This is a genomic window from Streptomyces sp. NPDC025721 (genome assembly GCF_055558595.1).
In genome coordinates, this window is sequence record NZ_JBVHMF010000001.1 from 389452 (window position 1) to 413965 (window position 24514).

The following is a 24514-nucleotide window of genomic DNA, read 5'->3' on the forward strand; positions in this document are numbered from 1 at the left end:
CGCGTCGGCTGAGCCCCCCCGCAACCGATAGCCGCCGAACGACCGAACGACCGACAGACCGACCGGCCGCACCCGTGGCCGTACCCCCACACGTAGACCGCATCCGTACACACCAAACCGAGACGGTGGTTCCGCCATGCCCATCGAACCGATCGAATTCGAAGACGAGCTGGGCGACGCGCTGCGCCGCACCGCCGACACGTTCCAGCCGGACGACTCCCGCGGCCTGGTCGCGGAGGGGCACGCGCACGGCCGCAGACTGCGCCGCAGGCGTACGGCCGCGATCACCGCGGGCGTCGCGGCCTTCGCCCTGGTCGGGGTGGGCGGCGCGCTGGTCGGCGGCCTGGCCAAGGGCGACGGGGGCAGCGGGGTCGCGTCGGCGCCCACCAAGCCCGCGGTGTCGTCCGCGGCCTCGGACAAGGCGAGTTCCGCGGCGAAGCCGGCCAGGCCCGCGATGACGGCCAAGCAGGTGATGGACCTGTTCCTGGCGACGCTGCCCAAGGGTCATGTCACGAAGTCCACCTGGCCCAGCCGCGGCACCGAGGAGGGCATTCCGCTGGCGGCGGTCGTCTTCAACAAGGGGCTGGTGACGCTCGGCATCGGCGCGGGCGAGGCGGTGCCGTCGTGCCCGGACTTCCCCTCGCAGGACCCGGACACCTCGTGCACGTCGACGCACGTGCACGGCGGCACGCTGACGATCTCCAAGGGCTTCGAATACTCCGACCACCGGGCCGAGACCAAGGAGTGGTACGCGACCCTCGTCACACCCTCCGGCGCCGTGATCAGCCTGAGCGAGTGGAATTCCAGGGACGAGAAGGACGCCCCGATCTCACGTCCGAATCCGCCGCTCAGCTCGGCCCAGCTCGCCAAGATCGTCACCGACCCGCGCTGGCAGCGGGTGATCGACGCGCTGCCCGACCCGGACAAGGCGACCTGGGACAACGCGGCCACGGACCCGTCGGCGAAGGACAAGGCGTCCGCCCGCCTGGCGGGCACGTACGGCGGCTGACACCGCCCCCGGCCCGGACGTTCCCCGGCCCGTCTCCCGACCCGTCCCCCGGCGCCTCGCAGGGCCTTCCCCCCGCCCCCTCCTCCGGTCCGCCGCCGACCGGACCGGGGGAAGGGGGGCTTCCCGTTCACAAGCTTTTTGCGCATGCTTTGAGTACCCGGGTGCCGTCGGCGACGGCTTTCGGGTGACAATGCGACAGTCGAAGCTGAAGTATTCGGCACAGTTGGCCCCCTGAAAGAAGCGAGGATCTCCATGTTGCGAAACGGGCTGGAGCCGTGGCACCTGATCGTGGTGGCGATCGTCGTCATCGTGCTGTTCGGTTCCAAGAAGCTGCCGGAGGCGGCCCGCGGACTCGGTAAGTCGATGCGCATCCTCAAGTCCGAGGCGAAGGCGATGAAGAGCGACGACACGGGGCCCGCGAGCCCCGAGCCGACCGCCACCGCCACCCCGGCGCCCGAGGCCATCACCCCGAGCGACGTCGTGACCGCGAGCGAGACGACCCCGACTCCGCAGCCGACGACCACGGCCAAGTAGCCGCCCCGCGCGCGGCGTTCACCGCCGCGTCCGCCGGGTATCCGGCCGAATCACCGCGAAGCGCCCGTCGGCCCCCCGCCGGACGCCGCTGGGACGCGGCCTGCCCCCGCCCCCCGTTTCCGGGATCCGGCAGCCTTGATACGTTCCTGATGTCCAGGAACCGGAAGGCCGGATCCGGTGGAGTGACGGGGGGCCAGGGGTGACCACGGGTACGGGCAGCGCCGCGGAAGCCGTACCGCCGGAGTTTCTGACCGGTTTTCCCGAAACGCTCGCCGAGGTCTCCCGCAGTTGCCGCCCGCTCAGCCGCGCCGAGCGCGAGAGCCGCCGCGCGCTGGGCGAGCAGGCGGCGGACTCCGGCATAGCCCTGCCGTCGCTGATCGGCACCCACCTCACGGCCGTCCGCGAGACCTGGCCCGTACTGCCCGGCGTGGCGGACGCCAGGAGCACCGCCGAGCTGCGGCAGGTCGGCGCCGCCGTACTGGCCGCCCTGGAGACCGGTGTCGCCGCCCTCGCCGAGGGCCACAGCCGGGCGCAGCGGCACTCGGTACGCCGCGCGGCCCTCGCCCGCCGCGCCTTCGTCGACGACCTGCTCTACGGCCGCAGCGACCCCGGCCGCCTCGCGGAACAGGCCGAGGGCTTCGGACTGCGGCTCGCGGGCCAGCACGTCGTGGCGGTCGCCGCGGCGCCCGAGGACGGGCCGTACGACGAGACGCATCCCGCGCTCCGCCGGGTCGAGCGCGAACTGGCGGGCCGCTTCGGCGACCACGACGCGCTGGTCGCGCCCAAGGACGGCCGGATGGTCTGCGTCGTGCCCGGCACGCAGCGCCAGGTGCTCGACGCCTTCGTGAAGACCGTCGCCGCGCCCAGGACCGCCGTCGGCCGCTCGCACAGCGGCGCCTCCGGCGTGGTCCGCTCGTACGAGGAAGCGCTCAGCGCCCTGGACCTCGCCGACCGGCTCGGCCTGGAGGCGACCGTGCTCAACGCGGCCGACCTGCTGGTCTTCCCGGTGCTGATGCGGGACCGCGCGGCGATGCTCGACCTGGTCAAGACGGTGCTCGGCCCGCTGGAGGAGGCGCGCGGCGGGGCGCTGCCGCTGCTGGAGACGATCACCGCGTACGCCGCCGCCGGGTACGTGAACGCCGAGGCCGCCCGGCGGCTCGACCTGAGCGTGCGCGCGCTGTCGTACCGGCTGGAACGTATCGCCGCCGTGACCGGCTTCGACCCGGACGACGCCTTGCAGCGCTACACCCTGGAGACGGCCGCGATGGGCGCGAGGCTGCTGGACTGGCCGACCAAACCGCTGTGAGCCGCGCGCCGACGCGGCGGGTGCGCTGACGGGGACGGGCGCGCCCGAGCCAGGGCGCTGTCCACGCGGCGGGCGGGACGGCTCGGCGGGTGCGCTGACGTGGCTGGTGTGCCGACGCGGCGGCCGGGGCTACGCGGCCGGCGGGGGCGGTGTCGCGCCGGTGGGTATCGCGGCCGCTCCGGCGGCGCGGGCGGCGGCCACTTCGGCGGCTTCCGCCTCCTGCGTCGGGCAGCTCCGGTCCTCCTCCGAGCGGGCCTCCTCGCACTCCGTCTTGAGCCCGGCGCTGATCGCCCGGCCCGCGTCGCGCAGCGTGGCCAGCTGCTCGGGGGTCAGGACGTCGAAAAGGTGCTCGCGGACGGCCGTCACATGCCCGGGGGCCGCCGCTTCCAGCGCGGCGAACCCGGCGTCGGTGAGCGTCGCCACCCAGCCGCGCCGGTCGCAGTCGGCGGGGCTGCGTACCACCCAGCCCTGTTTCTCCAGCGCGGACACCGCGTGCGAGAGGCGGCTGCGCGAGGACTGCGAGGCTTCCGCCAGCTCGCTCATCCGCAGGCTGCGTCCGGACGCCTCCGAGAGCCGCACCAGAATCTCGTAGTAGGCCATGGGCATGCCGGACTCGCGGCGGAGCTGGCGGTCGATATACGCCGAGAACTCCACGCTCGCGGTCATATACGCACGCCAGATCTCCTGCTCGTCGTCGCTCAGCCAGCGCACATCGTCCATGCCCACCAGCATACGGGTGGTTGAACTCTCAACACCATGGCGTTATGGTGGGTGAGCGCTCAACCAAATACCCCGGTTCACCGCTCAAGGAGCCCCACATGTCCTCCCAGACCGAAGTGATCGACGGCTACGTCGCCGGCAAGTGGACGATCGACGCGGTCCACTCCGATGTCTCCTTCTACGTCCGTCACCTCGGTGTCTCCAAGGTCCGCGGCAGCTTCGACAGCTTCGAGGGCACCATCGAGACCGCCGAGAACCCGGTGGACTCGAAGGTCTCCGCGGTGATCAAGACCACCTCGGTGAGCACCAACAACGAGATGCGCGACAACCACGTCCGCAGCGCGGACTTCCTGGACGTGGAGAAGTTCCCGGAGCTGACCTTCACCTCCACCGCGATCCGCCCCAAGACCTCCGAGCTGTTCGAGGTCGACGGCGACCTGACGCTGCACGGCGTCACCAAGACCGTCACCCTCCAGCTCGAACTGAACGGCTTCGGCACGGCCCCCCAGGGCCACGCCATCGCCGGTTTCTCGGCCGCCACCGAGATCAGCCGCAGCGACTTCGGCGTGACCGGCGGCGCCGCCGGCGCGGCCGTCAGCGACAAGATCCGCATCGCGCTGGAGATCGAGGCCGCCCAGGGCTGAGGCCCCCGCGCCCCGCCCTGCCACGGCACGGCAGATCACGCGTTCTCGCGCCTTCGCGCGGCGTATTCCACGGCTCCGGCCGCCCTCCGTACGGGTCACTCCGCGCGGACGGCGGCCGGAGCCGTTTCGGTTGCGGTCGGTTCAGGACGTGTAGACGCGGTGAAGACTGCCGGGAACCGGCAATGCGACAAAGGTTCCCGGACTGCGACAATCATCGCGGGGCGGGGGAGAGCCGCACAGGGGGGAGGTGTTGGGGATGGGGGAGTTCACCAGCATCGTTCTCGGCTTTCCGACCGTCCTGTTCGGCGGGGCCCTGGTGGTCGTGGTCTGCTTCTGGCTCGTTGTGCTCCTCGGGGGGGCCGATGCCAACGGACCCGGACACCACGGCCCCGACGCCGACTTCGGGGGCGGCGGTCACGGCGGGCTCGACGCGCACGCGCACGACGCCCCGGACGGCGGCCACGAGGGCCACGGCGGACTCGGCGGCCTGCTGGCCGCCACGGGACTGGACGGCGTGCCCGTCACCGTCGTCTTCTCGCTGCTCACCGCGCTCGCCTGGTTCCTGAGCCTGGCCGGCTCCGCGGCGCTCGACGGCGCCGGCCCGCCGGGCCTGGTGCGCACGCTGCTGTCCTTCGCCGTCCTGTGCGGCGCCGTGATCGGCTCCTGGTCGCTGACCTGGGTGCTGGTCCGCCCGCTGCGACGGCTCTTCCCGCACGAACGGCCGCCCTCACGCGAGGACTTCGTCGGGCAGCCCTGCGTGATCCGCACCGGACGCGTCACCGGCGCCTTCGGCCAGGCCGAGGTCACCTCGCCGGACGGCTCCACCGCGGTGGTCCAGGTCCGGCAGAGCGGTGAGGACAGGTACGCGGCGGGCAGCACCGCGCTGATCTACGCGTACGAGCCCGACGGCGAGTTCTTCTGGGTCGCGCCGTTCGACCCTTACGAACGCATCGGCCCCGCGACGGTCTGAGCGGTTCAACCCCTGAAGGCCGCGACGCCCGAAGGCTTCACCGCCTCGGGGCCGCGACGCCTCGCCGCGCCCGCCCGTCCGCACCCCCACTGAACGTCCCCACTGAACGTCCCCGCCGGCCGGACCACTCCGGCCGGTCCGCCTCGCCGCGCGGCACCACCCCGCCGTACGGCGGCACATCGTCCCCGCACCACCAGACCCGTAGAACCTGAGGATCTGCCATGGATGCCACCGCCATCGGAATCGGCGTGCTCTTCGGAGTGCTTCTGCTCATCGCCCTCGGAACGCTGTTCACCGTGAGCCGGCTGTTCCGAAAAGTCGCCCAGGGCCAGGCGTTGATCATCTCCAAGGCGAAGCATGTCGACGTCACCTTCACCGGCGCCGTCGTGCTGCCCGTCCTGCACAAGTCCGAGCAGATGGACATCTCGGTGAAGACCATCGAGATCCAGCGGACCGGCCGCGAGGGCCTGATCTGCCAGGACAACATCCGCGCCGACATCCACCTGACCTTCTTCGTCCGCGTCAACAAGACGAAGGAGGACGTGATCAAGGTCGCGCAGGCGATCGGCACCGAACGGGCCAGCCACCAGGGGACGTTGCAGACGCTGTTCAACGCGAAGTTCTCCGAGGCGCTGAAGACCGTCGGCAAGCAGCTCGACTTCGTCGACCTCTACACCCACCGCGAGAACTTCCGCGACCGGATCATCCAGGTCATCGGCACCGACCTCAACGGTTACCACCTGGAAGACTGCGCGATCGACTTCCTCGAGCAGACCCCGATGACGCAGCTCGACCCGGCCAACATCCTGGACGCGCAGGGCATCCGGAAGATCACCGAGCTGACGGCGATCGAGCACGTGCGCACCAACGAGTTCCAGCGCACCGAGCAGAAGGAGATCACCCGGCAGAACGTCGACGCGCGCGAGACCATCCTGGAGCTCGAACGCCGTCAGGCCGAGGCCGAGATCAAGCAGCGCCGCGAGGTCGAAACGCTGCGCGCCAAGGAAGAGGCGGCCACCGCCCGCGTGCAGGAGGAGGAACGCCTGGGCGCGCAGGGCGCGTTCATCCGTACCGAGGAAGTGCTCGGCGTCCAGCGCGAGAACCAGCAGCGCGAGATAGCGGTCGCGCAGAAGAACCGCGAGCGGGTCATCGCCGTGGAGAACGAGCGGATCGAGAAGGACCGCGTCCTTGAAGTCATCGCCCGCGAGCGGGAGACGGAGCTGTCCCGGATCTCCAAGGAGAAGGAGGTCGAGTCCGAGCGCCGCGAGGTCGCCGACGTCATCCGGGAGCGGATCGCGGTCGACCGCACGGTGGCCGAGCAGGAGGAGTCGATCAAGGCGCTGCGGCTGGTGCAGGAGGCCGAGCGCGAGCGGCAGGCGCTCATCATCACCGCGGAGGCGCAGGCGCAGGAGCAGCTCGTCAAGGACATCAAGGCGGCGGAGGCGTCCGAGCAGGCCGCGCACCACAAGGCACGCGAGTCGCTGACCATGGCCGAGGCCCGCAAGCAGGCCGCCGAGCTGGACGCCGCCGCCAAGATCCGGCTGGCCGAGGGCATCCGGGCGGAGGCCGCGGCGGCCGGGCTCGCCGACGTCGAGGTGCGCGAGCGCAGCGCGGAGGCGATCACCAAGGTCGGTCACGCCGAGGCCGAGGCCACCGAGGCCCGGCTCAAGGCGGAGGCGGAGGGCTCGCGGCTGCTGGCGCTCGCCAACGCCGAGGGCACGACCGCGCAGGCGAAGGCCGACGCGGCGATGATCGGCGAGAAGCTGAAGGCGGAGGCCGAGGGCCTGACGGAGAAGGCCGCCGCGATGGCGGCGCTCGACGACGCCTCGCGCGGCCACGAGGAGTACCGGCTGCGGCTCGCCGCGGAGAAGGACATCCGGATGGCCGGGCTCGACACGCAGCGCTCCATCGCGGAGGCGCAGGCGACGGTGCTGGCCACCGGCCTGGAGCACGCCGACATCCAGATCGTCGGCGGCGACAGCGTCTTCTTCGACAAGCTGCTCGGCGCGGTCTCGGCCGGGCGCAGCGTCGACAACTTCGTGGCGAACTCCGACACCGTCAAGACGCTGGCGGGCACCTGGCTCGACGGTTCGGGCAACAGCTTCACCGAGGACGCCACGCGCGTGCTGTCCTCGCTCGGGTCCGGAGACGTCGCCAACCTCACCGTCTCCGCGGTGCTCGGCCGCCTGATCGCCGAGGGCGGCCCCCAAACGGGTTCGCTGAACAAACTCCTCGACCAGGCACGGTCGTTGGGCCTGGCCGACGCGCCGCTGAGCGCTCTGCGCGGTGCCGCGCCCGACGCCCAGCCCGCGGCCTCCTCGGCCAACGGCCTCGTCAAGAAGTGAGGGGGCCGGGCGTGAGCGGGGCGCAGGAGTCGCGGGGCACGGCACCCGAGGGTTCGCCGGGCGCGGCCTCAGGGGGGCCGCGCCCGGCGGGCGGGTCAGCCGCGGGCGGCCTGGACGGGGACGCGTACGAGGTGCTGCGCGCACGGCTCACCGCGTCCGCGCGGCTGCTCGCGGACCGGGCGGGGGCGCTCAACTCCCGCCGCCAGGAGGTGTTCGGCACCACCGAGCTGCGCCTGGACGGCACCGAACGGCTGCGCACCGCCCACCCCGCGCAGGCGGCGGACGTGGCCGCCGTCGGCCCGTATCTGCTCTTCGCCTCGAACCCCCCGGAGGTCACCTCGGTCGGCGACGTCTTCCAGGCGCTCCCGGCGGCGTCGGTCGGCGAGGCCGGTGGGGGCGGGCAGAGCCGTGCGGGCGGCGAGGGCGGGGCCGACGCGGGCCCCGCCGGGCTGCTCGACGACCCCGTGTTCGTACGGGAGTTCGGCGAGCTGTACCGCTACTACCGGCAGACGCGGCTGCTGCGGCTGCGCGTCGCCGAGGGGCGGCTGCTCGCGGTCTTCAGCACCGGGCCCGGCGTCGGCGACGTCCGCGTGGTCGGCTGGCGGGTCGCGCCCGACGGGAGCTGCGCGTACGAGGGGACCGCGCGCGAGGAGTGGGCCGACTCCGACGGCGGCGTCTACACCGTCACCTGGGCGGCCGTCACCCGCGAGGACCAGGTGGCGGGGCGCGACCCGCACCTCGCGCTGACCGCGGCCGACGGCGGCACCGTCACCGTCGCCACCTCCGGCGGCACGCTCGCCATCGGCGCCGACGAGGCGTCGTACGAGGAGCCGGTCGAGGACGCGCTCCAGGCCCTCGCGGACGCCGACGTCGCCTACGCCACCGTCGGCCCGCTGGTGCTGCTGCGCGTCCGGCCGTACCGCGAGAACGCCGACCGGCACTTCGCGGTCAACACCAGGACCGGCGAGATCGAACGGCTCGACGCCCTCGGCCAGGCGTGCCTGCGGCTCCCCGACGACCAGGGCGTGGTCTTCCCCGGCGGCTACGCGCTCGCCACCGGCGGCACCCGCGCGTACGAAACCGGCCCGGAGGAGCTGGAGTTCGAGCGGATCGTGCGGTCCGCGAACGGCGAGGACGTGCTGTACGTCTTCCTCGCCGCCGACGGCCGCCGCCTGCTGCTGCCGTACAACCTCATCCGCAAGGAGGCCGCGGCGCCGCTGCACGTCCAGGGCGCCGCGCTCTACGAGGACGGCACGCTGCTGACGCTGCGCCCGGCCGACGGCGGCGAGGCGGCCCGGGTGCACATGGTGCAGCGCTGGGAGACGCCGTTCCTGTCCGACGCCTACGCCGCCGCGCAGCCGGTCGGCGGCGGACCGCTGGAGCGGATCGGCAACCCGGACCTGGTGCGGGCCGTCGCGGACACGCTGTCGGTGGCCCGTACCGCCCTGGCCCTGGAGGCCGCGCCCGCGCTGCCCGGCTACGAGGCGCTGGTCGGCGAGTGCGAGCGGGTGCTCGACCGCTACCACTGGCTCGGCGACATCGAGGAGGACGCCGCTTCGGCGGACGCGGCCTCCGGCGACCTGGTCGCGCCGCTGGCCCAGGTCCGCGACACCGGACGGCAGGTGCTCGCCGAGTACGCGCGGGTACGCGACCTGACCGCGCGCGCCGCGACCGCAGTCGACGAGAGCGCCGCCCGTATCGCCGTCCTCGTCCGGCAGGCGCGCGGCGAGGCCGTGAAGTCCGCGGACGAGTGGGTAGAACGGCTCACCGAACTGCGGCGCGCACAGGGCCACTTGATGTCCCTGCGCGAGATGCGCTACGTCGACGCCGAGCGCCTGGACGCGCTCACCGCGAGCCTGGCCAAGGACCTGGCGGACGCCGCGCGCCGCGCGGCGGGGTACTTCGCCGACGAGCACGCCTTCGACGGCTACCGGGACCGGGTCGCCGCGACCGCCGCCGACGCCGAGGCCATCGGGGCCGCGGCGGACGCGGCCGAGGTCGCCGCCGTCCTGGACGAGCAGGCCACCGGGCTCGCCACCGTCACCGAGATCGTCGGCACCCTGGAGATCGACGACGCGACCGTCCGCACCCGCATCCTGGCCGCCGTCGCCGACGTGCTCGGCGCCGTCAACCAGGCGCGGGCCGTGCTCGACGGCCGCCGCAGGGAGCTGGCAGCCGCCGAGTCCGAGGGCGAATTCGCCGCCGAGAGCGCGCTGTTGGCGCAGAGCGTCAGCGGGGCGCTGGCCGCCGCCGACACCCCGGAGAGCTGCGAGGAACAGCTCGGCCGGCTGCTGGTCAGGATCGAGAACCTGACCACGCGCTTCGCCGCCGACGACACCCGGCTCGCGGCCCTGGACGAGCGCCGCGAGGAGATCCACCAGACCTTCGCCGCCCGCAAGCAGGCGCTCGCCGACGAACGCGCCCAGCGGGCCCAGCGGTTGGCGGCCTCCGCCGAGCGTGTCCTGGCCGGGGTGCGCCGCCGCGCCGCCGCGCTGCCCAGCCTTGACGACGTCAACACCTACTTCGCGTCCGACCCGATGGCCGCCCAGCACCGGCGGATCGCCGCGCAGTTGCGGGACCTCGGCGACCCGGCGCGGGCCGCGGAGGCCGAGGCGGCACTGGCCGCGGCCCGGCAGGACGCGGGCCGCTCGCTGCGCGACCGGCTCGACCTCTACGACGCGGACGGCACGGTGATCCGGCTCGGCCGCCACCGCTTCGCCGTCAACACCCAGCCGCTGGAACTCGCGCTCGTCCCGCACGCGGACGGCCTCGCCTTCACCATCTCGGGCACCGACTACCTCGTGCCGGTCGCCGACCCCGCCTTCGCGGCCACCCGCCGCTTCTGGGACCGCCCGGTCGTCTCGGAGTCGCCCGACCTGTACCGCGCCGAATACCTCGCCGCGACCCTGCTGCTCGACGCCCCCGGCGCTCTGACCGACATTCCCGCGCTGGTCAAGGAGGCCGCCGCGGCCCGGCTCGACGAGGGTTACGAGCGCGGTGTCCACGACCACGACGCGACGCTGCTGCTGACCGCGCTGCACGAGCTGGACACGGCCGCGGGCCTGCTCCGCCACCCCGCGGCCGACCGCGCCCTGGCCCAGCTCTTCTGGACCCATGGCGCCGCCCCGGCCGCCCGGCCGGCCTGGACCACCAGGGCCCGCTCGCTGAGCAGGGCCGCGTCCGCCTTCGGGGACTCCGCCGCCGCCGTGCCCGCGCTGACCGAGCTGGCCGCCGAACTCGACTCCGCCGTACGGGACTTCGCCGCCCGTGCCGGACTCGGCCGGATCGGCGCGGTGGGGGAGGGGACGCCCGTCGGCGACTACCTGGTGGCCGAACTGGCCGCCGACCGGACCGGTTTCGTCGGCGGCGCCGAGGCGCGGGCGCTGCGGGAGCGGTTCGTCTCCGCGCTCGGCGGCGCGCAGGGCGTGCCGTACAAGGAGTTCCTCGACGACCTCGGGGCGCTCGGCGACGACCTGGGCGCGCGCTGGCAGCTCGTGACGGGCTGGCTCGGCGCGCATGCCACGAGCTCCTCGGCCTCTTCGGCATCTTCCGTCTCTTCCGAGGACGGTGAACTCGCCGAGGCCGCCGCCGCGTTCGTCTGCGGTCCCGACCTCGCGGTCTACGCCTCCGAGGCCGCCGTCGGCACCACCGTGACCGGGCTGCTGGGCACCCACCCCCGGATCACCGCCCGGCGGATGGCCGTACGCCTGGACGAAACCCTCACCCGCGTACGGCGGTTCAGGGCTGAGGATGTCCCCGCCTACCGCACCTACCAGCGGCACCGCACCTCCGTGGTGGCCGCCGAGCGCGACCGCCTCGACCTGGACGCCTACCGCCCGCGGCCGTTGACCGGCTTCGTCCGCAACCGGCTGCTCGACGAGGTGTCGCTGCCGCTCATCGGCGACAACCTCGCCCGCCAATTCGGCCCGTCCGGCGGCCTGTTGATGCTGATGTCGCCGCCCGGCTACGGCAAGACCTCGCTCGTGCAGTACGTGGCCGCCCGGCTCGGCCTCGCCCTGGTGACCATCGACGGGCCCGCGCTCGGCACCGGCGTCACCTCGCTCGACCCCGAGCGCGCCCCCGACGCCACCTCGCGCCGCGAGGTCGAGAAGATCAACTTCGCGCTGGAGCTGGGTTCCAACGTGCTGCTCTACCTGGACGACATCCAGCACACCTCGCCCGAGCTCCTTCAGAAGTTCATCACGCTGTGCGACGCGCAGCGCCGCGTCGAGGGCGCGGCGGGCACGTACGACCTGCGGGGCAAGCGGTTCGCGGTCTGCATGGCGGGCAACCCGTACACCGAGTCCGGCCGCCTCTTCCGCGTCCCGGACATGCTCGCCAACCGCGCCGACGTCTGGAACCTCGGTGACGTCCTGACCGGCCGGGAGGCGCTCTTCGCGCTGAGCTACGTGGAGAACGCGCTCACCGCCAACGAGACGCTTGCGCCGCTGGCCGGGCGCGAGCGCGGCGACCTCGAACTCCTCATCCGGCTCGCCGAGGACGACCCCACCGCCCGCGCGGACGACCTCGCCCACCCCTATCCGGCCGCCGAGCGCGAGGACATCGTGGCCGTCCTGCGCCATCTGCTGCGCGCCCGCGCCACCGTGCTGGCAGTCAACGCCGCCTATATCGCGTCCGCGGCCCGCACCGACGCCTCGCGCACCGAGCCGCCGTTCCTCCTCCAGGGCTCCTACCGCACGATGTCCCGCCTCGCCGCCCGTATCCAACCCGCCATGAACGAGGCCGAGTTGGAGGCCGTCATCGACGACCACTACCGCGCGGAGGCGCAGACCCTCGCCTCCGGCGCCGAATCCGCCCTCCTCCACCTCGCCGCCCTCCGCGACCGGCTCACCCCCGCCGAGGCGGCCCGGTGGTCCGCCATCAGGTCCGCCTACGCGGGGGGCGGTACGGCCGTGGGGTAGCGGGACACGGCCGGCCGCGTCGGCCCACGCGGCAAATCCGGTGACGCCGGGGCCCTCCCCCCGGATACTGCCGCCCATGGACGAGGTCAATGTGGTGGTCGCCCACTCCGAGCGCGCGACCCTGCGCGTCGGCGACGTGTTCTTGAAGGTGGACGCCGATCAGGCGCGTATCGACGTCGAGGTCGAGGCGATGGCCCTGGCGCCGGTCCCGACCCCGGAGGTCTTGTGGCGCGAGCCGCCCGTGCTCGCGCTCGCCGCGGTCCGGGGCACGGCGCTCGGCCGCCTCGGTGAGCCGTCGCCCGCGTCCCCGGCGGCGTGGGCCGCGGCGGGCGCCGCCGTCCGGCGGCTGCACGACGCGCCGTTGCCGCCCTGGGCAGGCCGGCGCCGCCGCGACCCCGGCGAGTTGGCGGTGGAACTCGACGGCGAGTGCGAGGCGCTGGTGACCAGCGGTGTCCTGCCCGCCGCCCTGGTCACCCGCAACCGCCGGGTCGCCGAGGCCGCGCTCCGGGCGTGGACGCCGGTGTTCGCGCACGGCGACCTCCAGATCGATCACGTCTTCGTCGACGGCGCCGAGGTCACCGGCGTTATCGACTGGTCGGAGGCGGGCCGGGGCGACGCCCTCTTCGACCTCGCCACCTTGACCCTCGGCCACGAGGAGCGCCTCGGCGACCTCCTCACCGGCTACGGCGCCGACGTCGACCTCGACGCCCTGCGCGCCTGGTGGTCCCTGCGCGCCCTCCTGGGCGTCCGCTGGCTGACCGAACACGGCTTCGACCCGTTCGCCCCGGGCTGCGAGGTCGACGTCCTGAAATCCCGCATGTAGCCCCGTACGCAGACCCCCGAGCCCCGGGCCGCGCCACAGCGCGGCGCGGTCGACCGACCGGGGCCGTACCCCGGAAGGCTATTCGGCGGCGGGACGCAGGGCGTGCACCAGGGGGCGGAGTCTGGTGGCGCGGAGACGGTCGACGGCGGGGGCGGCGCGGGGGGCCAGGAGGGAGACGGGCCAGGCGACGAGGGCGCCGACGAGGAGGCCGACGACGACGTCGTGCGGGTAGTGGACGCCGATCCAGACGCGCGAGGCGGCCATGAGGAGGGCGAGGGGGACGGCGAGACGCAGTCCCAGGCGCCGGTCGGCGAAGAGCAGGCCGACGGCGGCGGCCGCGGCGATGGCGGAGTGGTTGCTGGGGAAGGACCAGTCGCCGAGCGCCGGACACGTCTCGACCGTGACGGTGTGCAGCGTCTGACAGGGCCGCTGCTCGTCGAAGACCGCCTTGACCCCGTCGTTGACGAGGAAGGCGACCACGACGGTGAACGGCACGGCCAGCGCCGCCGCCATCGCGGCGGACCCGGCGGGGCGGGCCCGCCACCAGACGATCAGCATCAGGACGGCGAAGAGGCCGAGCCCGTAGTCGCTGAAGAAGCGGACGGTGTCGTCCACGGGCTGCGGGGTGCGCCCCGCGAGGTCGGTGATCCAGCGGTACAGGCCCGCGTCGAATTGCGAGGTCACGGGCGCTCCGGGTCAGAGGCGGCGGGGGTCGTCACGGCGGGGGCGGACGCGGCGGGTACGGGCTCGGCGTCGGCCGCCTTCGCGCCGTCGCGGCGGCTGCGCCGTACCTCCAGGACCAGCGGCGCCAGCGAGACGACCACGATCACCGCGACGATCGGCAGCAGGTACGTGTCCACGTGCGGGATCGACGAGCCGAGCCCGTAGCCGCCGAGCACCAGGCCGACGGTCCAGACGGCGCCGCCCGCGATCTGCCAGACGGTGAAGGTGCGGACCGGCACGTTCAGCGTCCCGGCGAGCGGGTTGAGCACCGTGCGCACGATGGGGATGAAGCGGGCCAGGACGACGGCCTTGGCGTGGCCGTACCGTTCGAGGAGTTCCGCGGCTCTGGCCGCGCCCTGGTGCAGCTTGGCGTTCTTCGTGCGGTTCAGCAGCGCGGGGCCGCCGCGCCGTCCGATCACGTAACCGGTCTGCGCCCCCAGCAGCGCCCCGGCCACGGCGGCGAGCAGCACCTGCCACAGCGAGAGATGCACCACATCGGAGGCGCCGGGCACGCACAGCAGCCCGGCGGTGAAGAGCAGCGAGTCGCCGGGCAGGAAGAAGCCGATGAGCAGGCCGGTTTCGGCGAACATGATGACCGCGATGCCGATGGCCCCGAAGGACGACAGCAGGGAGGTCGCGTCCAGGACGTTCACGGCCTGATCGAGCGCGGGCAGGGGCATGACGGTGGGGCCCTCCCATAATGGGTCCTGGGGTGCCGCGCGGCACCCTCCCCGACTACAGTCGTGTAGTCGGTCTACAGAACTGTAGACGAACGAGCCGGAAGGGGCGATCCATGACGGAGGCCAACGCGTCGGCCCGGCGGCCTTCGGGTGAACTCGAGGCGAGCGTGCTGGCCGCGCTGTGGGCGGCCGACGGCCGCGCCCTGACCCCCGCCGACGTCCAGCGCGACCTGGGCACCGCCCTCGCGCGCACCACCGTCACCACGATCCTCGCGCGCCTCTACGAGAAGGGGTCCGTCAGCCGCACCCGTTCGGGGCGCGGCTACGCCTACCTGCCGGTCCAGGACTCGCCGGGCCTGGCCGCCCGCCGCATGCGCACCGAGCTGGACAAGTCCGGTGAGGACGACCGCGGTACGGTCCTGGCCCGCTTCGTCTCCCAGCTCGACCCGGACGACGAACGGCTGCTGCGCGAGCTGCTGGTCCAGGCGGAGGAGGACGACGGGCCGTCCCCGGCCTCCGGCCCCGCCGGTCCCGCCTCGGAGGGCCGCCGCCCGTGAACCTCGCCGTCTGGGCGCCGCTGCTGCTCCCGCTGCTCGCCGTGCCCGCCGCGCGGCGGCTGGCGGACGCGCTGCCGCCGCGCGCCGCGGCCTGGCTGCTCGCCGGGTCCGCCGTCGCGCTCGCCGCGTGCAGCACCACCGCGCTGCTGCTGCTCGCCGGGGCGGGCGCCCTGCGGCTCCCGCCGGTCGCCGCCTTCGCGCACTTCGTGCTGCCGGTGGTCGGCGACCAGGTGACGGTGGCCGCCGCGTGCGTCGCCGCCGTGCTGCTGGCCGCCGTCGTCACGGCGCTGGTCCGCACCTCGCGCCGCCACCTCGTGCTCGCCGCGCGGGCCCGCAGGCGCGCCGTCGCGGCCGGTACGGCGGCCGGTGACCTCACCGTCCTCCAGGACCCCGGCCCCGACGCGTACGCGCTGCCCGGACGGCCCGGCCGGATCGTCGTCACCACCGGCATGCTGCGCGCCCTCGGTCCCGCCGAGCGCGAGGCGCTGCTCGCCCATGAGCGGGCCCACCTCGCCGGGCGCCACCACCTCTTCCTCGCCGCCTTCGCCCTCGCCTCCTCCTGCCACCCCGCCCTGCGCGGCCTGCGCGGGCCGCTGTCCTACGCCCTCGAACGCTGGGCCGACGAGTCCGCCGCCCTCGCCGTCGGCGACCGCCGCCTCGCCGCCCGCGCCATCGGGCGCGCCGCCCTGGCCTCCCGGCCCGGCGTCCGGCCGCACGCCGCGCTCCCGGCCGCCACCGGGCCCGTGCCGCGCCGCGTCGCCGCCCTCCTGGCCCACCCCCCGACCACCCCCCACCTCCGCGCCCGCGCCCCCCGCGCCATAGCCCTCGTCCTGGCCTCCTGCCTCGCCCTGTCCGCCGCCAGCGCCCTCCAGGCGGCCCACGACCTCCACGGCTCCATCGAGGTCGCCCAGGGCGAACGCTGACCCCGTCGCCCGTCGCCCGTCGCCCGTCGCCCGTCGCCCGTCGCCCGTCGCCCGAGGCCCCCGGCCCCGGGAGGGGGGCCGATGTCGCGCGGCGCCGGCGCGCGCTGACCCGTGCCTTCCGCGTTCACGCGAACGGCACCCCGGCCGGAGGAGCGCGACCGGGGTGCCGTACCGGGATCGCGGGTGGTGCCGCTGTCCGGTCAGGGCGTGCCGAGGGTCAGGAGACCAGGGCCTGCCAGGTGTTCGGGCCGACGATCCCGTCGGCGGTGAGGCCGTGGGCGGACTGGAAGGAGCGGACGGCGGTGTTGGTGCCCGCGCCGAAGGCACCGTCCACCGCCAGGGACGAACCGTGCGCGTTGAGCTGGCTCTGCGCGGCCTGGACCGCGGCGCCCGACGAGCCCTGCTGCACGGTGACGATCAGGGCCTGCCAGGTGTTGGGGCCGACGATCCCGTCGGCGGTGAGGCCGTGGGCGGACTGGAAGGAGCGGACGGCGGTGTTGGTGCCCGCGCCGAAGGCACCGTCCACCGTCAGGGACGAACCGTGGGCGTTGAGCAGGTACTGGACCGTCTTGACCCGCTCGCCGCTCGCGCCCTGCTGGACGGTCGGCCAGCTCGTGGTCGGCGGCGGGTTGTAGCCGCTGCCCTTGGCGAAGTTCTGGAGGTCGGTGAGGGTGCCGTTGAAGGTGTCCTGGTCACCGGGGAAGGTGCCGGAGTCGGCGTACTGCCAGATCGTCTGGGCCGACCAGCCGGCCGGCAGCGTGCCGGGGCCGCTGCTGTAACGGGCCACCCACAGCGGGTTGGTGGCGCCGAAACCGCTGTTGTTGCCGGTGCACGCCGTCCACCAGTCGGTGGTGGTGTAGATCGTCGGGTAGCGCCCGGTCCTGGTGCGCACCTCGTTGCTGAAGTCCCGGATCCAGCTCACCATCGCGCTCTGGCTCAGCCCGTAGCAGGTGGCCCCGTACGGGTTGTACTCGATGTCGAGGGCGGGCGGCAGCGTCTTCCCGTCGGCGCTCCAGCCGCCTCCGTGGCCGACGAACCAGTCGGCCTGCGCCGTACCGCTCGAATTGTTCGGCAGCGCGAAGTGGTAGGCGCCGCGGACCAGCCCGGCGTTGTAGGAGCCGCTGTACTGCTGGGAGAAGTTCGGGCTCGTGTACGTGGTGCCTTCGGTGGCCTTGACGTAGGCGAAGGCGGCGCCCTTGCTCTTGACGGACGCCCAGTCGACGTTGCCCTGGTAACCGCTGACGTCGAGACCGGCCGGGCCCGTGCCGACGGCCGCCCGCGCCGCGGCCGACAGCGTTCCCGCGCCCTGGCTCCCGAGCCCCGATCCGGCGTGGTCCTGATCCGGGTGCGTCATACGGGTCGGGGTGCCGCGGCCGTCGGCGGCGGCGGTCGACGCGGAGGCGGTGCCGGGCAGGACCAGCAGGGTCACGGCGGCGGCCAGCAGCCCGGCCGCGCAGGCCGTCTTCCGGCCCGAGCCCGTACCGCGGGTGGCTGGCCTGAACCGCGAGGGGGTGGTTGCGGACATGATGCTCCCAGGGGTGTGTGGAGGGGGACACGCTCTGACGCGCTGAGCCGGGGGTGTAGCGGTGCGGTCGTCGGCGGTGGGAGTCGGGGTGCGGGTGCCGGGACTGTGAGCGGCCGGTGAGCCCGGTCCGGGCGGCGTCACCAGAGCACGGACAGCACATCAACTCCTCTGCGCGCAGGCTGTGTCGACGCGCGTCAACCTAAGGGACGGATTGACATGGCCGCAACACGTTCCGGCTCTCGGGGCCCGTGCGGGGGACCGCGTACGCGCTCGGCCAGCGGGGGCCGGCGAGCGGCGCGCGCCGCGTCGGCGACCATAGATCCGTGGACGAGTTCGAGCGGGCGTATGCGGCGGCGGTGGCCTCCGGCGCGGGGGCCACGGCGGAGGAAGCCGCCGTGGACGCGGCGGCGTCGGTGCTGGCCGCCGCGGGTGAGCGGTGGGAGGGCGCGGCCGGGAAACTGGCCGGGCGGGTGGTGCGGGAGTGCGGGGCGCGCGGGTGGGAGCTTCGGGACCTCGTACGGATGGCCGGGCGGGAACTCGACGCGCGGCACGAGCGGTTGGCGCGGGCCGCGGGGGACGGCGAGGAACCCTTCCTCGCGGAGTTCGCCCGCAGCGAGCGGCTCGACCGCTTCAGTACGGCGACGGCCCTCGTGGAACTGCTCTGCCTGTACGGGCGGCTGCCCCGCATCACCCCTCTGACGCCTGGCCCCGCGTCGGCGCCCCCGGCCAGCGGCCCGCACTCCAAGATGCTCGCCCGCATCCGGGCGCTGCTGGCGAAGGCCGAGTCCACCGGCTTCCCCGAGGAGGCCGAGGCGCTGTCGGCGAAGGCCCAGCACCTGATGGCCAGGCACAGCATCGACGAGGCGCTGGTCGCGGCCACGGGAGCGCCCGGGGCGCCGGGCCGGGGCCCCGGCGCGTGCCGGATCGGGGTGGACCGCCCGTACGAGGGCGCGAAGGCCCTGCTGCTGGACGCCGTCGCGGCGGCGAACCGCTGCCAGGCGGTGTGGGCGGCCGACTTCGGCTTCTCGACGGTGGTCGGTTTCGCGACCGACCTGGAGGCCGTCGAACTCCTCTACACCTCGCTGCTCGTCCAGGCCGACCACGCCCTGCGCGGCGGCACCTCGCGCTCGCGCGACTTCCGGGAGTCCTTCCTGATCGGTTACGCGGGCCGCGTCCGCGAACGCCTGGCCGCCGCCACCCGGGAGGCCCAGGCCGAGACCGCCACCCCGCCCGCCGACCTGCTGCCCGTCCTCGCCGCCCGCGAGGTCGACGTACGCGACGCGACCCGCCGCATGTTCCCGTCCACCACCACCTCGCGGCTCAAGGGCCGCGACGCCGAGGGCTGGCGCCACGGCGAGGCGGCGGCCGACCGCGCCCGCTTCTGAACCCCGGCCCCACCGCTCGTCCGAGGAGAGCCCGCGCCCGGCCGCCACGGTCGCGTCCGCGTGGACGCCCTCTCACCGCCGACGACCGCGTACGCTCGCCGTCCGCTCACTGATCGGCGGTGTTCAGCCGACGGGGCCTGTCGTGGCGCGCGGCCCCGCTCCCTGATCGACGGTGTTCAGCCGGCCGGGCCCGTCGCCGCGCGCGGCCCCACCGCCGGTTCGAGGAGCGACAACGTCCGCCGTCGCGCGTCGAGGCCGACGCGAATGCCGACCGGCATCGGCAGATTCGGACCGGCGTGCCCGAACTCGACATTGCCCAGGACCGGGATGTCACGGTCGCCGAGGACGTCGAGGACCAGCTCGGGCAGGGCAGGGGACGCGCCGGGCTCAAGTCCGCCGATCCCGCCCGGTACGCCCACGACCATGCCGGAGATCCGGTCGAGGACGCCGGAGTGCCGCAGCACTTGCAGATAGCTCCACACGTGCGAGGCCAGGCCGCCCGTCTCCTCCCAGAACAGCACCGCGCCGTCGAACCGTTCGAGCGGCAGCGCGAACCGCGTCGCCTGCGCCAGCACGACGCGGTTGATCACCCCTCCGATCAGACGGCCTTCGGTACGACCGGGACGCCAGCACTCCCACGACGGGCTCGCGGGCAGCGCGCCGATCGCCTCGGTACAGGTCAGCAGCCTGGAGTAGAGCTTCTCGAGTTCCGCCTGGCGCGCACCGGGCGCGGACCGCCAGTGCCCGCCGAAGCCGGGGACGGCCATGTCGGCGTGGAACCCGACCAGGCCCGTGCGTGCGTGGAGCACAAGATGCAGCAGCGAGATGTCGCTGTAGCCGAGGATCGGCTTGGGGTCGGCCCTGATCGCCTCGACGTCGATCAGGTCGAGGTAGCCGAGCACCGTCTGGCCGCCGTCACTCGCGACGATCGCGCGCACCTCGGGATCACGCAGAAGGCCGTTGAGCTCTGCGGCGATCTCCGCCGGTGCGGCCGCGCTCCACCAATGGCTTCGGCCCGCTTCGAGCAGCGGAGCCCGGCGCACGCGGAATCCCATCCGTTCGAGCACCGCCACCGTCCGCTCGACATGGGGCTCGTGCGCGGCGGACAGCGGACCGGACAGCGCCGCGAGGACCACGAGATCCCCGGGCCCCAGCGCGCGCGGTCGCAGCGGGTGAGGCGGTACGGAACCGGTCATGGCGTCAGTCTCGCCGCTGCCCCTGGAGGCGGTCACGCGATTTACGCCGGTCGTCCGCCCCGGCGCGGGCACTGCTCGCCGCGGTCGACACCGCCGCCGCTCAGGACGACCGGCCGGGGCGGCGCGGGGACACCGCGTACGCCACCGCGCCGACCGCCGTCACGCCGAGACCGGCCAGCACCGAGGCCGGGGGGAGGCTCGCGGCCAGCACCGCGCAGCCGGTCAGGCCGACGACGGGAACGGCCGGGTGCGGCCGGCGCTCGTCCGCGCCCAGCCGCAGGGCGCTGGCGTTGGCGACGGCGTAGTAGACGAGGACGCCGAAGGACGAGAAGCCGATCGCCCCGGTCAGATCGGTGGTCGCGGTGAGCGCCACGACCAGGGCGCCGACCGCCGCCTCCGCCCTGACCGGGGTCCCGTGGCGCGGATGGACGGCGGCGAGCGCGTACGGGAAGTGCCGGTCGCGTGCCATCGCCAGGGTGGTACGGGAGACGCCGAGGATCAGTGCCAGCAGGGAGCCGAGGGCGGCCATGGCCGCGCCGACGCGGACCGCCGGGGCCAGACCCGGCACCCCGGCCGTACGGACGGCGTCGGTGAGGGGCGCGGCCGAGCGGGCCAGGGCGTCGGGCCCGAGAACGGTCAGCAGGGCGACGGCGACGGCCGCGTAGACCACGAGGGTCACGCCGAGCGCCAGCGGGATCGCGCGGGGGACGGTCCGCGCCGGGTCCTTCACCTCCTCGCCGAGCGTGGCGATCCTGGCGTACCCCGCGAAGGCGAAGAAGAGCAGACCGGCGGCCTGGAGCACGCCGTGCGGGCCGGAGGCGGCACCGTCCCACGCCAGCCGTCCCGTGTCGGCCCGCGTACTGGTCAGGCACGCGGTGACCGCCGCCGCGAGGACCGCGAGGGTCACCGCCACGATCAGCCGGGTCAGCCAGGCGGCCTTCCGTACGCCCAGGCAGTTCACGGCCGTCAGGGCCACCACGGCCGCGACCGCCACCGCGCGGCGGTGCTCGGGCCACGCGTACGCCCCCACCGTCAGCGCCATCGCCGCGCACGAGGCCGTCTTGCCCGCCACGAAGCTCCACCCGGCCAGGTAGCCCCAGAGGGGGCCGAGCCGCTCCGTGCCGTACACATACGTCCCACCGGAGCGCGGGTGGCGGGCCGCCAGGCGCGCCGAGGACGTCGCGTTGCAGTACGCCACGACGGCAGCGACCGCCAGGGCCGCGAGGAGCGCGGTGCCCGCGGCGCGGGCCGCGGGAGCGAACGCCGCGAAGACCCCGGCGCCGATCATCGCCCCGAGGCCGATCACCACGGCGTCCCCCACACCGAGGCGCCGCCTCAACTCTCCCGCCGCCGCACCCGTCACGCCCGCATGCTCCCAGCCCCCTGGCGCCCCCCGCGATCCCCGCCGACCACATTTCCGCCCCCGGCCACGCCGTGTTCACCTCCGGCGGCCGCGGCGGCGGGAGCCGCGAGGACCCGCGCCGGTCAGTGGCGAGCGGCGGGCCCGGCCGGTGCAACTGGCGGGGGGTCGGGGGGCGTCCTGGGGGGAGGGGGCGGGTGGGAACACCGGGGGGTGGCATGGGCCGACGGGTGCCGGACGGGGTGGCGGACTGGCTGCGGGGGAGGGACCCGGCGCCGGGCCGGCCGAGGACGACGGGGCCGAAACCGTGGCTGCGGGCCGACGTACCGGGAGCGTGTCCCGTACCGGACAGAGAGCGGGCCTGGACCGAGCGGTGGCTGCGGTGGTGCGCCGAGGAGTTCGGGCCCGCGACCGCGCACCGCGAGATCGCGCTGCCGGGCTTCGTCCCCGCGGACTTCAGCGGTACGCGGGAGCGGGTCGAGCCGCTGGTGCGGCGGATCGGCGCGGTGATGGGCGCGGACGTCTCCGGCGTCCGTGTGCTGCTGGTGGACTCCCCGGAGCGGGTCCCGGGCAAGAGGCACCAGGTCGGTGAGTACCGCAAGGTGCTCGGCCGGGCGGTGATCGAACTGGACCGCGGCGTGGCCGCGCGGCCCGACGCGTTCGCGGGGCTCGTCGCCCACGAGCTGGCGCACGCCCGGCTGGTCGGCGAGCGGCGGGTGGCCGGGCTGGGCATCTCCCGCGCGGAGGAAGAGCGCCTCACCGACCTGGTGACCGTCCACCTCGGAATGGGCGTCCTGACGGCCAACGCCGCGGACGACTACGTGAAGGCGGCCGGGTACTCGGTGGTGCCGGTCGGCGATCTCACCGACCGGATGCTCACCGGCCGCGGGGACGAGCCCTGGTACCGGATGGGGTACCTGAGCCCGGCGGAGTACGGCTACGCCCTCGCCTGCTGGAGCACGGCGCGCGGCGAGACCGACCCGCCCTGGGCCCGGCGGCTGAGGGCGAGCGTGCGGGACGCCTTCGTACGGGGCCTGGCGTACCGGGCCGCGCGCTGAAGGCGCGTCCTGGGAGGGCACCCGCCGTGGGGGAGGGTGCCCTCGGACGGCCCTGGGTGTAGGGACCCGGAGGGTTGTTGACGCGGGTGACCGGGGCTGGTGGTCAATACGCCTAGACCGTCAGGGGGTCGAGGACCATGGGGCGGACCCGGCCCTCGATCATGGCGCCGAGGCCCTGGACGGCGACGGTGTCGGGGCGGGGGGCGATGTGGACGGGCATGCCGGTGGCCTGGCCGAGCATGAGGTCGAGGCCGGGCATGAGGGCGCTGCCGCCCGCCAGCATGATGCCCCGGTCGGCGAGGTCGGCGACCAGGTCGGGCGGGCAGGCGCGCAGCACGGTGGTGATGGCGTCGAGCACGGAGGTGAGCGGGGTGCGCATCGCGTGGCGCACGCCCTCGGTCTCGACGAGGACGGAGCGGGCGAGGCCGCTGACGACGTCGCGGCCGTGGACCTCGGTGGTGACCGTCCCGCCGGTGCCGGGGGAGCCGAGCATCTGGTGCAGCGGCCGTACCGACTGGCTGGGCAGCATCAACTCGTGGTGGTTGCGCAGGTGCTGGACGACCGCGCGGTCGATGGCGTCACCGCCGACCGGCACCGTCTCCGCGGCCACGATGGACCCCAGCGACAGCACGGCGACCTGCGTCGTACCGGCGCCGCACACCACGATCATCGTGGCCTCGGGGTGCTCGACGGGCAGCCCGCAGCCGACCGCCGCGGCGATCAGCGTGTCCACCAGCTCGACCTTGCGCGCGCCGAGCCCGTACAGCGTCTCGATGGCCGCGCGCCGCGCGATCGGCTCGCTGCCGTGCGGCATGCACACCGCGGCGCGCAGTACCGGCATGCGCCGCCACCGCTTGCCGAGCTTGTCGCCGAGCACGTGCTTGAGCATGCGCCGCGCCATCTCGATGTCGACGACCGCGCCGCCCGCGACCGGCCTGGCCACCCGGATGTGCCCGGGGGTGCGCCCGGCCATCTGCTCGGCGCGCTCGCCGACCGCGATCAGTGCGCCGGTGCGTACGTCGACCGCGGCCACGCTCGGCTCGTCGGCGACGACCCCGACGTTGCGGACGTAGACGCGGGTACGGGCGGCGCCGATGTCGACGGCGACCGTGCAGCGGCGGAGCTGTTCCAGTGTGGGGCTCGTGTACGTCACAGCCGGCCTCCGGCGCCCGGGGCGGAGGTGCCGTGCCGCCCGCCGTGCGAGCCGCCGTGCGACCCGTGACCGTGCCCGGCCGGTTCGTACGTGGCCAGCGCCCAGATGATGAAGACGTCGATGGCGATCATGACCACGGCCCAGACCGGCTGGTACGGCAGGAACATGAAGTTCGCCACCAGGTTGAGCCCGGCGATCAGGATGCCGCCCCAGCGCGCCCAGGCGGAACCGGCCAGCAGGCCGAAGCCGACGAGGACGGCGACCACGCCGAGCGCCAGGTGGATCCAGCCCCAGGACGTGACGTCGAACTTGTAGACGTAGTCCCGCGTGGAGACGTACACCGAGTTCTTCCTGATGCCGACGATCCCTTCCAGGATCGCCAGCGCGCCGCCGAACACCAGCATCATCCCGGCGAAGACGGTGCCACCGGCGGCCCACGCGGACTCGCGGGGCGTGGGCGGCGGGGGTGTGTACCCCGGCGGGGGCGGCGGGGTGGGCGTCTCCTGGCTCATACGGGCTCCCGAGAGTGCGTCAGCGTCCACGGCGGGGCCGAATCCGGCTATGACCCGCCTTAATGACAAAAGGATCTGACGCCCTGTCGGATACGGCGACCGGTGATACGCCGAACGGGGGCGGGGCCGCGCCGAGCGGGTGACGCCATACGGCCGACCGGGGCGGTGC

The 24514-nt window shown here is 74.3% G+C and carries 20 protein-coding genes; 12 read left to right on the top strand and 8 right to left on the bottom strand.

The features are described from left to right. Positions 1-136 precede the first annotated feature (136 nt). From ACZ4EF_RS01710 to ACZ4EF_RS01720, 3 genes are all read left to right on the top strand, one after another. Positions 137-1009 carry a hypothetical protein gene (locus tag ACZ4EF_RS01710; RefSeq protein WP_467502230.1) on the top strand — a complete coding sequence of 291 codons (873 nt, stop codon included), beginning with the start codon at positions 137-139 and terminating at the stop codon, positions 1007-1009. 252 nt (positions 1010-1261) lie between these two features. Continuing rightward, positions 1262-1543, top strand: coding sequence for a Sec-independent protein translocase subunit TatA (gene tatA / locus ACZ4EF_RS01715; RefSeq protein ID WP_355336392.1), 282 nt, complete (start codon positions 1262-1264; stop codon positions 1541-1543). Positions 1544-1742: 199 nt separating this feature from the next. Beyond that, complete coding sequence (locus tag ACZ4EF_RS01720; RefSeq protein WP_401716651.1) at positions 1743-2849, top strand: PucR family transcriptional regulator; 1107 nt, start codon at positions 1743-1745, stop codon at positions 2847-2849. A 129-nt stretch (positions 2850-2978) separates the two neighbouring features. Here ACZ4EF_RS01720 and ACZ4EF_RS01725 read toward each other — a convergent pair whose 3' ends face one another. Continuing rightward, the gene (locus tag ACZ4EF_RS01725) at positions 2979-3569 is read right to left on the bottom strand and encodes a MarR family winged helix-turn-helix transcriptional regulator (protein WP_355336394.1); all 591 of its coding nucleotides are present in this window, start codon (positions 3567-3569) and stop codon (positions 2979-2981) included. A gap of 98 nt (positions 3570-3667) precedes the next feature. On the opposite strand from ACZ4EF_RS01725, the gene ACZ4EF_RS01730 reads away from it, so the two are divergent. The 5 genes from ACZ4EF_RS01730 to ACZ4EF_RS01750 all read left to right on the top strand — a co-directional run bounded on the left by ACZ4EF_RS01730 (position 3668) and on the right by ACZ4EF_RS01750 (position 13273). Continuing rightward, positions 3668-4213, top strand: coding sequence for a YceI family protein (locus ACZ4EF_RS01730; protein ID WP_355336395.1), 546 nt, complete (start codon positions 3668-3670; stop codon positions 4211-4213). Positions 4214-4469: 256 nt separating this feature from the next. Continuing rightward, the gene (locus ACZ4EF_RS01735) at positions 4470-5183 is read left to right on the top strand and encodes a hypothetical protein (RefSeq protein ID WP_467502233.1); all 714 of its coding nucleotides are present in this window, start codon (positions 4470-4472) and stop codon (positions 5181-5183) included. Positions 5184-5404: 221 nt separating this feature from the next. After that, positions 5405-7528 (top strand): flotillin family protein, encoded by a 2124-nt coding sequence (locus tag ACZ4EF_RS01740; RefSeq protein ID WP_391042994.1) that lies wholly within the window; start codon positions 5405-5407, stop codon positions 7526-7528. 11 nt (positions 7529-7539) lie between these two features. Continuing rightward, complete coding sequence (locus ACZ4EF_RS01745; RefSeq protein WP_467502235.1) at positions 7540-12450, top strand: DNA repair ATPase; 4911 nt, start codon at positions 7540-7542, stop codon at positions 12448-12450. 76 nt (positions 12451-12526) lie between these two features. After that, positions 12527-13273: a phosphotransferase family protein gene (locus ACZ4EF_RS01750; RefSeq protein WP_467502237.1), complete on the top strand. Its 747-nt coding sequence runs from the start codon at positions 12527-12529 to the stop codon at positions 13271-13273. A 78-nt stretch (positions 13274-13351) separates the two neighbouring features. Here the strand turns inward: ACZ4EF_RS01750 and ACZ4EF_RS01755 are convergent, their stop codons facing one another. Together ACZ4EF_RS01755 and ACZ4EF_RS01760 are read right to left on the bottom strand one after the other, a co-directional pair. Further along, positions 13352-13957 carry a phosphatase PAP2 family protein gene (locus tag ACZ4EF_RS01755; protein WP_355336400.1) on the bottom strand — a complete coding sequence of 202 codons (606 nt, stop codon included), beginning with the start codon at positions 13955-13957 and terminating at the stop codon, positions 13352-13354. Then, positions 13954-14676: a DedA family protein gene (locus ACZ4EF_RS01760; RefSeq protein WP_355336401.1), complete on the bottom strand. Its 723-nt coding sequence runs from the start codon at positions 14674-14676 to the stop codon at positions 13954-13956. The genes ACZ4EF_RS01755 and ACZ4EF_RS01760 overlap by 4 nt, the downstream gene beginning before the upstream one ends. 113 nt (positions 14677-14789) lie before the next feature. On the opposite strand from ACZ4EF_RS01760, the gene ACZ4EF_RS01765 reads away from it, so the two are divergent. Both ACZ4EF_RS01765 and ACZ4EF_RS01770 read left to right on the top strand, forming a co-directional pair. Then, positions 14790-15233, top strand: a complete 444-nt coding sequence (locus tag ACZ4EF_RS01765; RefSeq protein ID WP_401309906.1) for a BlaI/MecI/CopY family transcriptional regulator — start codon at positions 14790-14792, stop codon at positions 15231-15233. Further along, entirely contained in the window at positions 15230-16156 is a 927-nt protein-coding gene (locus ACZ4EF_RS01770) for a M56 family metallopeptidase (protein ID WP_355336403.1), read from the top strand. Before ACZ4EF_RS01765 ends, ACZ4EF_RS01770 begins: the two co-directional genes overlap by 4 nt. A 217-nt stretch (positions 16157-16373) precedes the next feature. Here the strand turns inward: ACZ4EF_RS01770 and ACZ4EF_RS01775 are convergent, their stop codons facing one another. Continuing rightward, a complete protein-coding gene (locus ACZ4EF_RS01775) occupies positions 16374-17681 on the bottom strand; it encodes a GH25 family lysozyme (RefSeq protein ID WP_467502241.1) in 1308 nt (435 codons plus the stop codon). Positions 17682-18004: 323 nt separating this feature from the next. On the opposite strand from ACZ4EF_RS01775, the gene ACZ4EF_RS01780 reads away from it, so the two are divergent. Then, complete coding sequence (locus tag ACZ4EF_RS01780) at positions 18005-19066, top strand: DUF2786 domain-containing protein (RefSeq protein ID WP_467502243.1); 1062 nt, start codon at positions 18005-18007, stop codon at positions 19064-19066. A 176-nt stretch (positions 19067-19242) separates the two neighbouring features. Here ACZ4EF_RS01780 and ACZ4EF_RS01785 read toward each other — a convergent pair whose 3' ends face one another. Further along, a complete protein-coding gene (locus ACZ4EF_RS01785; RefSeq protein ID WP_467502245.1) occupies positions 19243-20262 on the bottom strand; it encodes a S66 peptidase family protein in 1020 nt (339 codons plus the stop codon). 100 nt (positions 20263-20362) lie between these two features. Continuing rightward, positions 20363-21625 (bottom strand): APC family permease, encoded by a 1263-nt coding sequence (locus ACZ4EF_RS01790; protein ID WP_467502247.1) that lies wholly within the window; start codon positions 21623-21625, stop codon positions 20363-20365. Positions 21626-21840: 215 nt separating this feature from the next. Here ACZ4EF_RS01790 and ACZ4EF_RS01795 point away from each other — a divergent pair, with 215 nt between their 5' ends. Next, positions 21841-22680, top strand: a complete 840-nt coding sequence (locus ACZ4EF_RS01795) for a hypothetical protein (RefSeq protein WP_467502249.1) — start codon at positions 21841-21843, stop codon at positions 22678-22680. Between the two features lie 112 nt (positions 22681-22792). Here ACZ4EF_RS01795 and mreB read toward each other — a convergent pair whose 3' ends face one another. Together mreB and ACZ4EF_RS01805 are read right to left on the bottom strand one after the other, a co-directional pair. Next, complete coding sequence (gene mreB / locus ACZ4EF_RS01800) at positions 22793-23833, bottom strand: rod shape-determining protein (protein WP_355336408.1); 1041 nt, start codon at positions 23831-23833, stop codon at positions 22793-22795. Next, on the bottom strand, positions 23830-24345 hold the full coding sequence (locus ACZ4EF_RS01805; protein WP_355336409.1) for a DUF7144 family membrane protein: 516 nt from the start codon (positions 24343-24345) through the stop codon (positions 23830-23832). The genes mreB and ACZ4EF_RS01805 overlap by 4 nt, the downstream gene beginning before the upstream one ends. Positions 24346-24514: the final 169 nt, after the last annotated feature.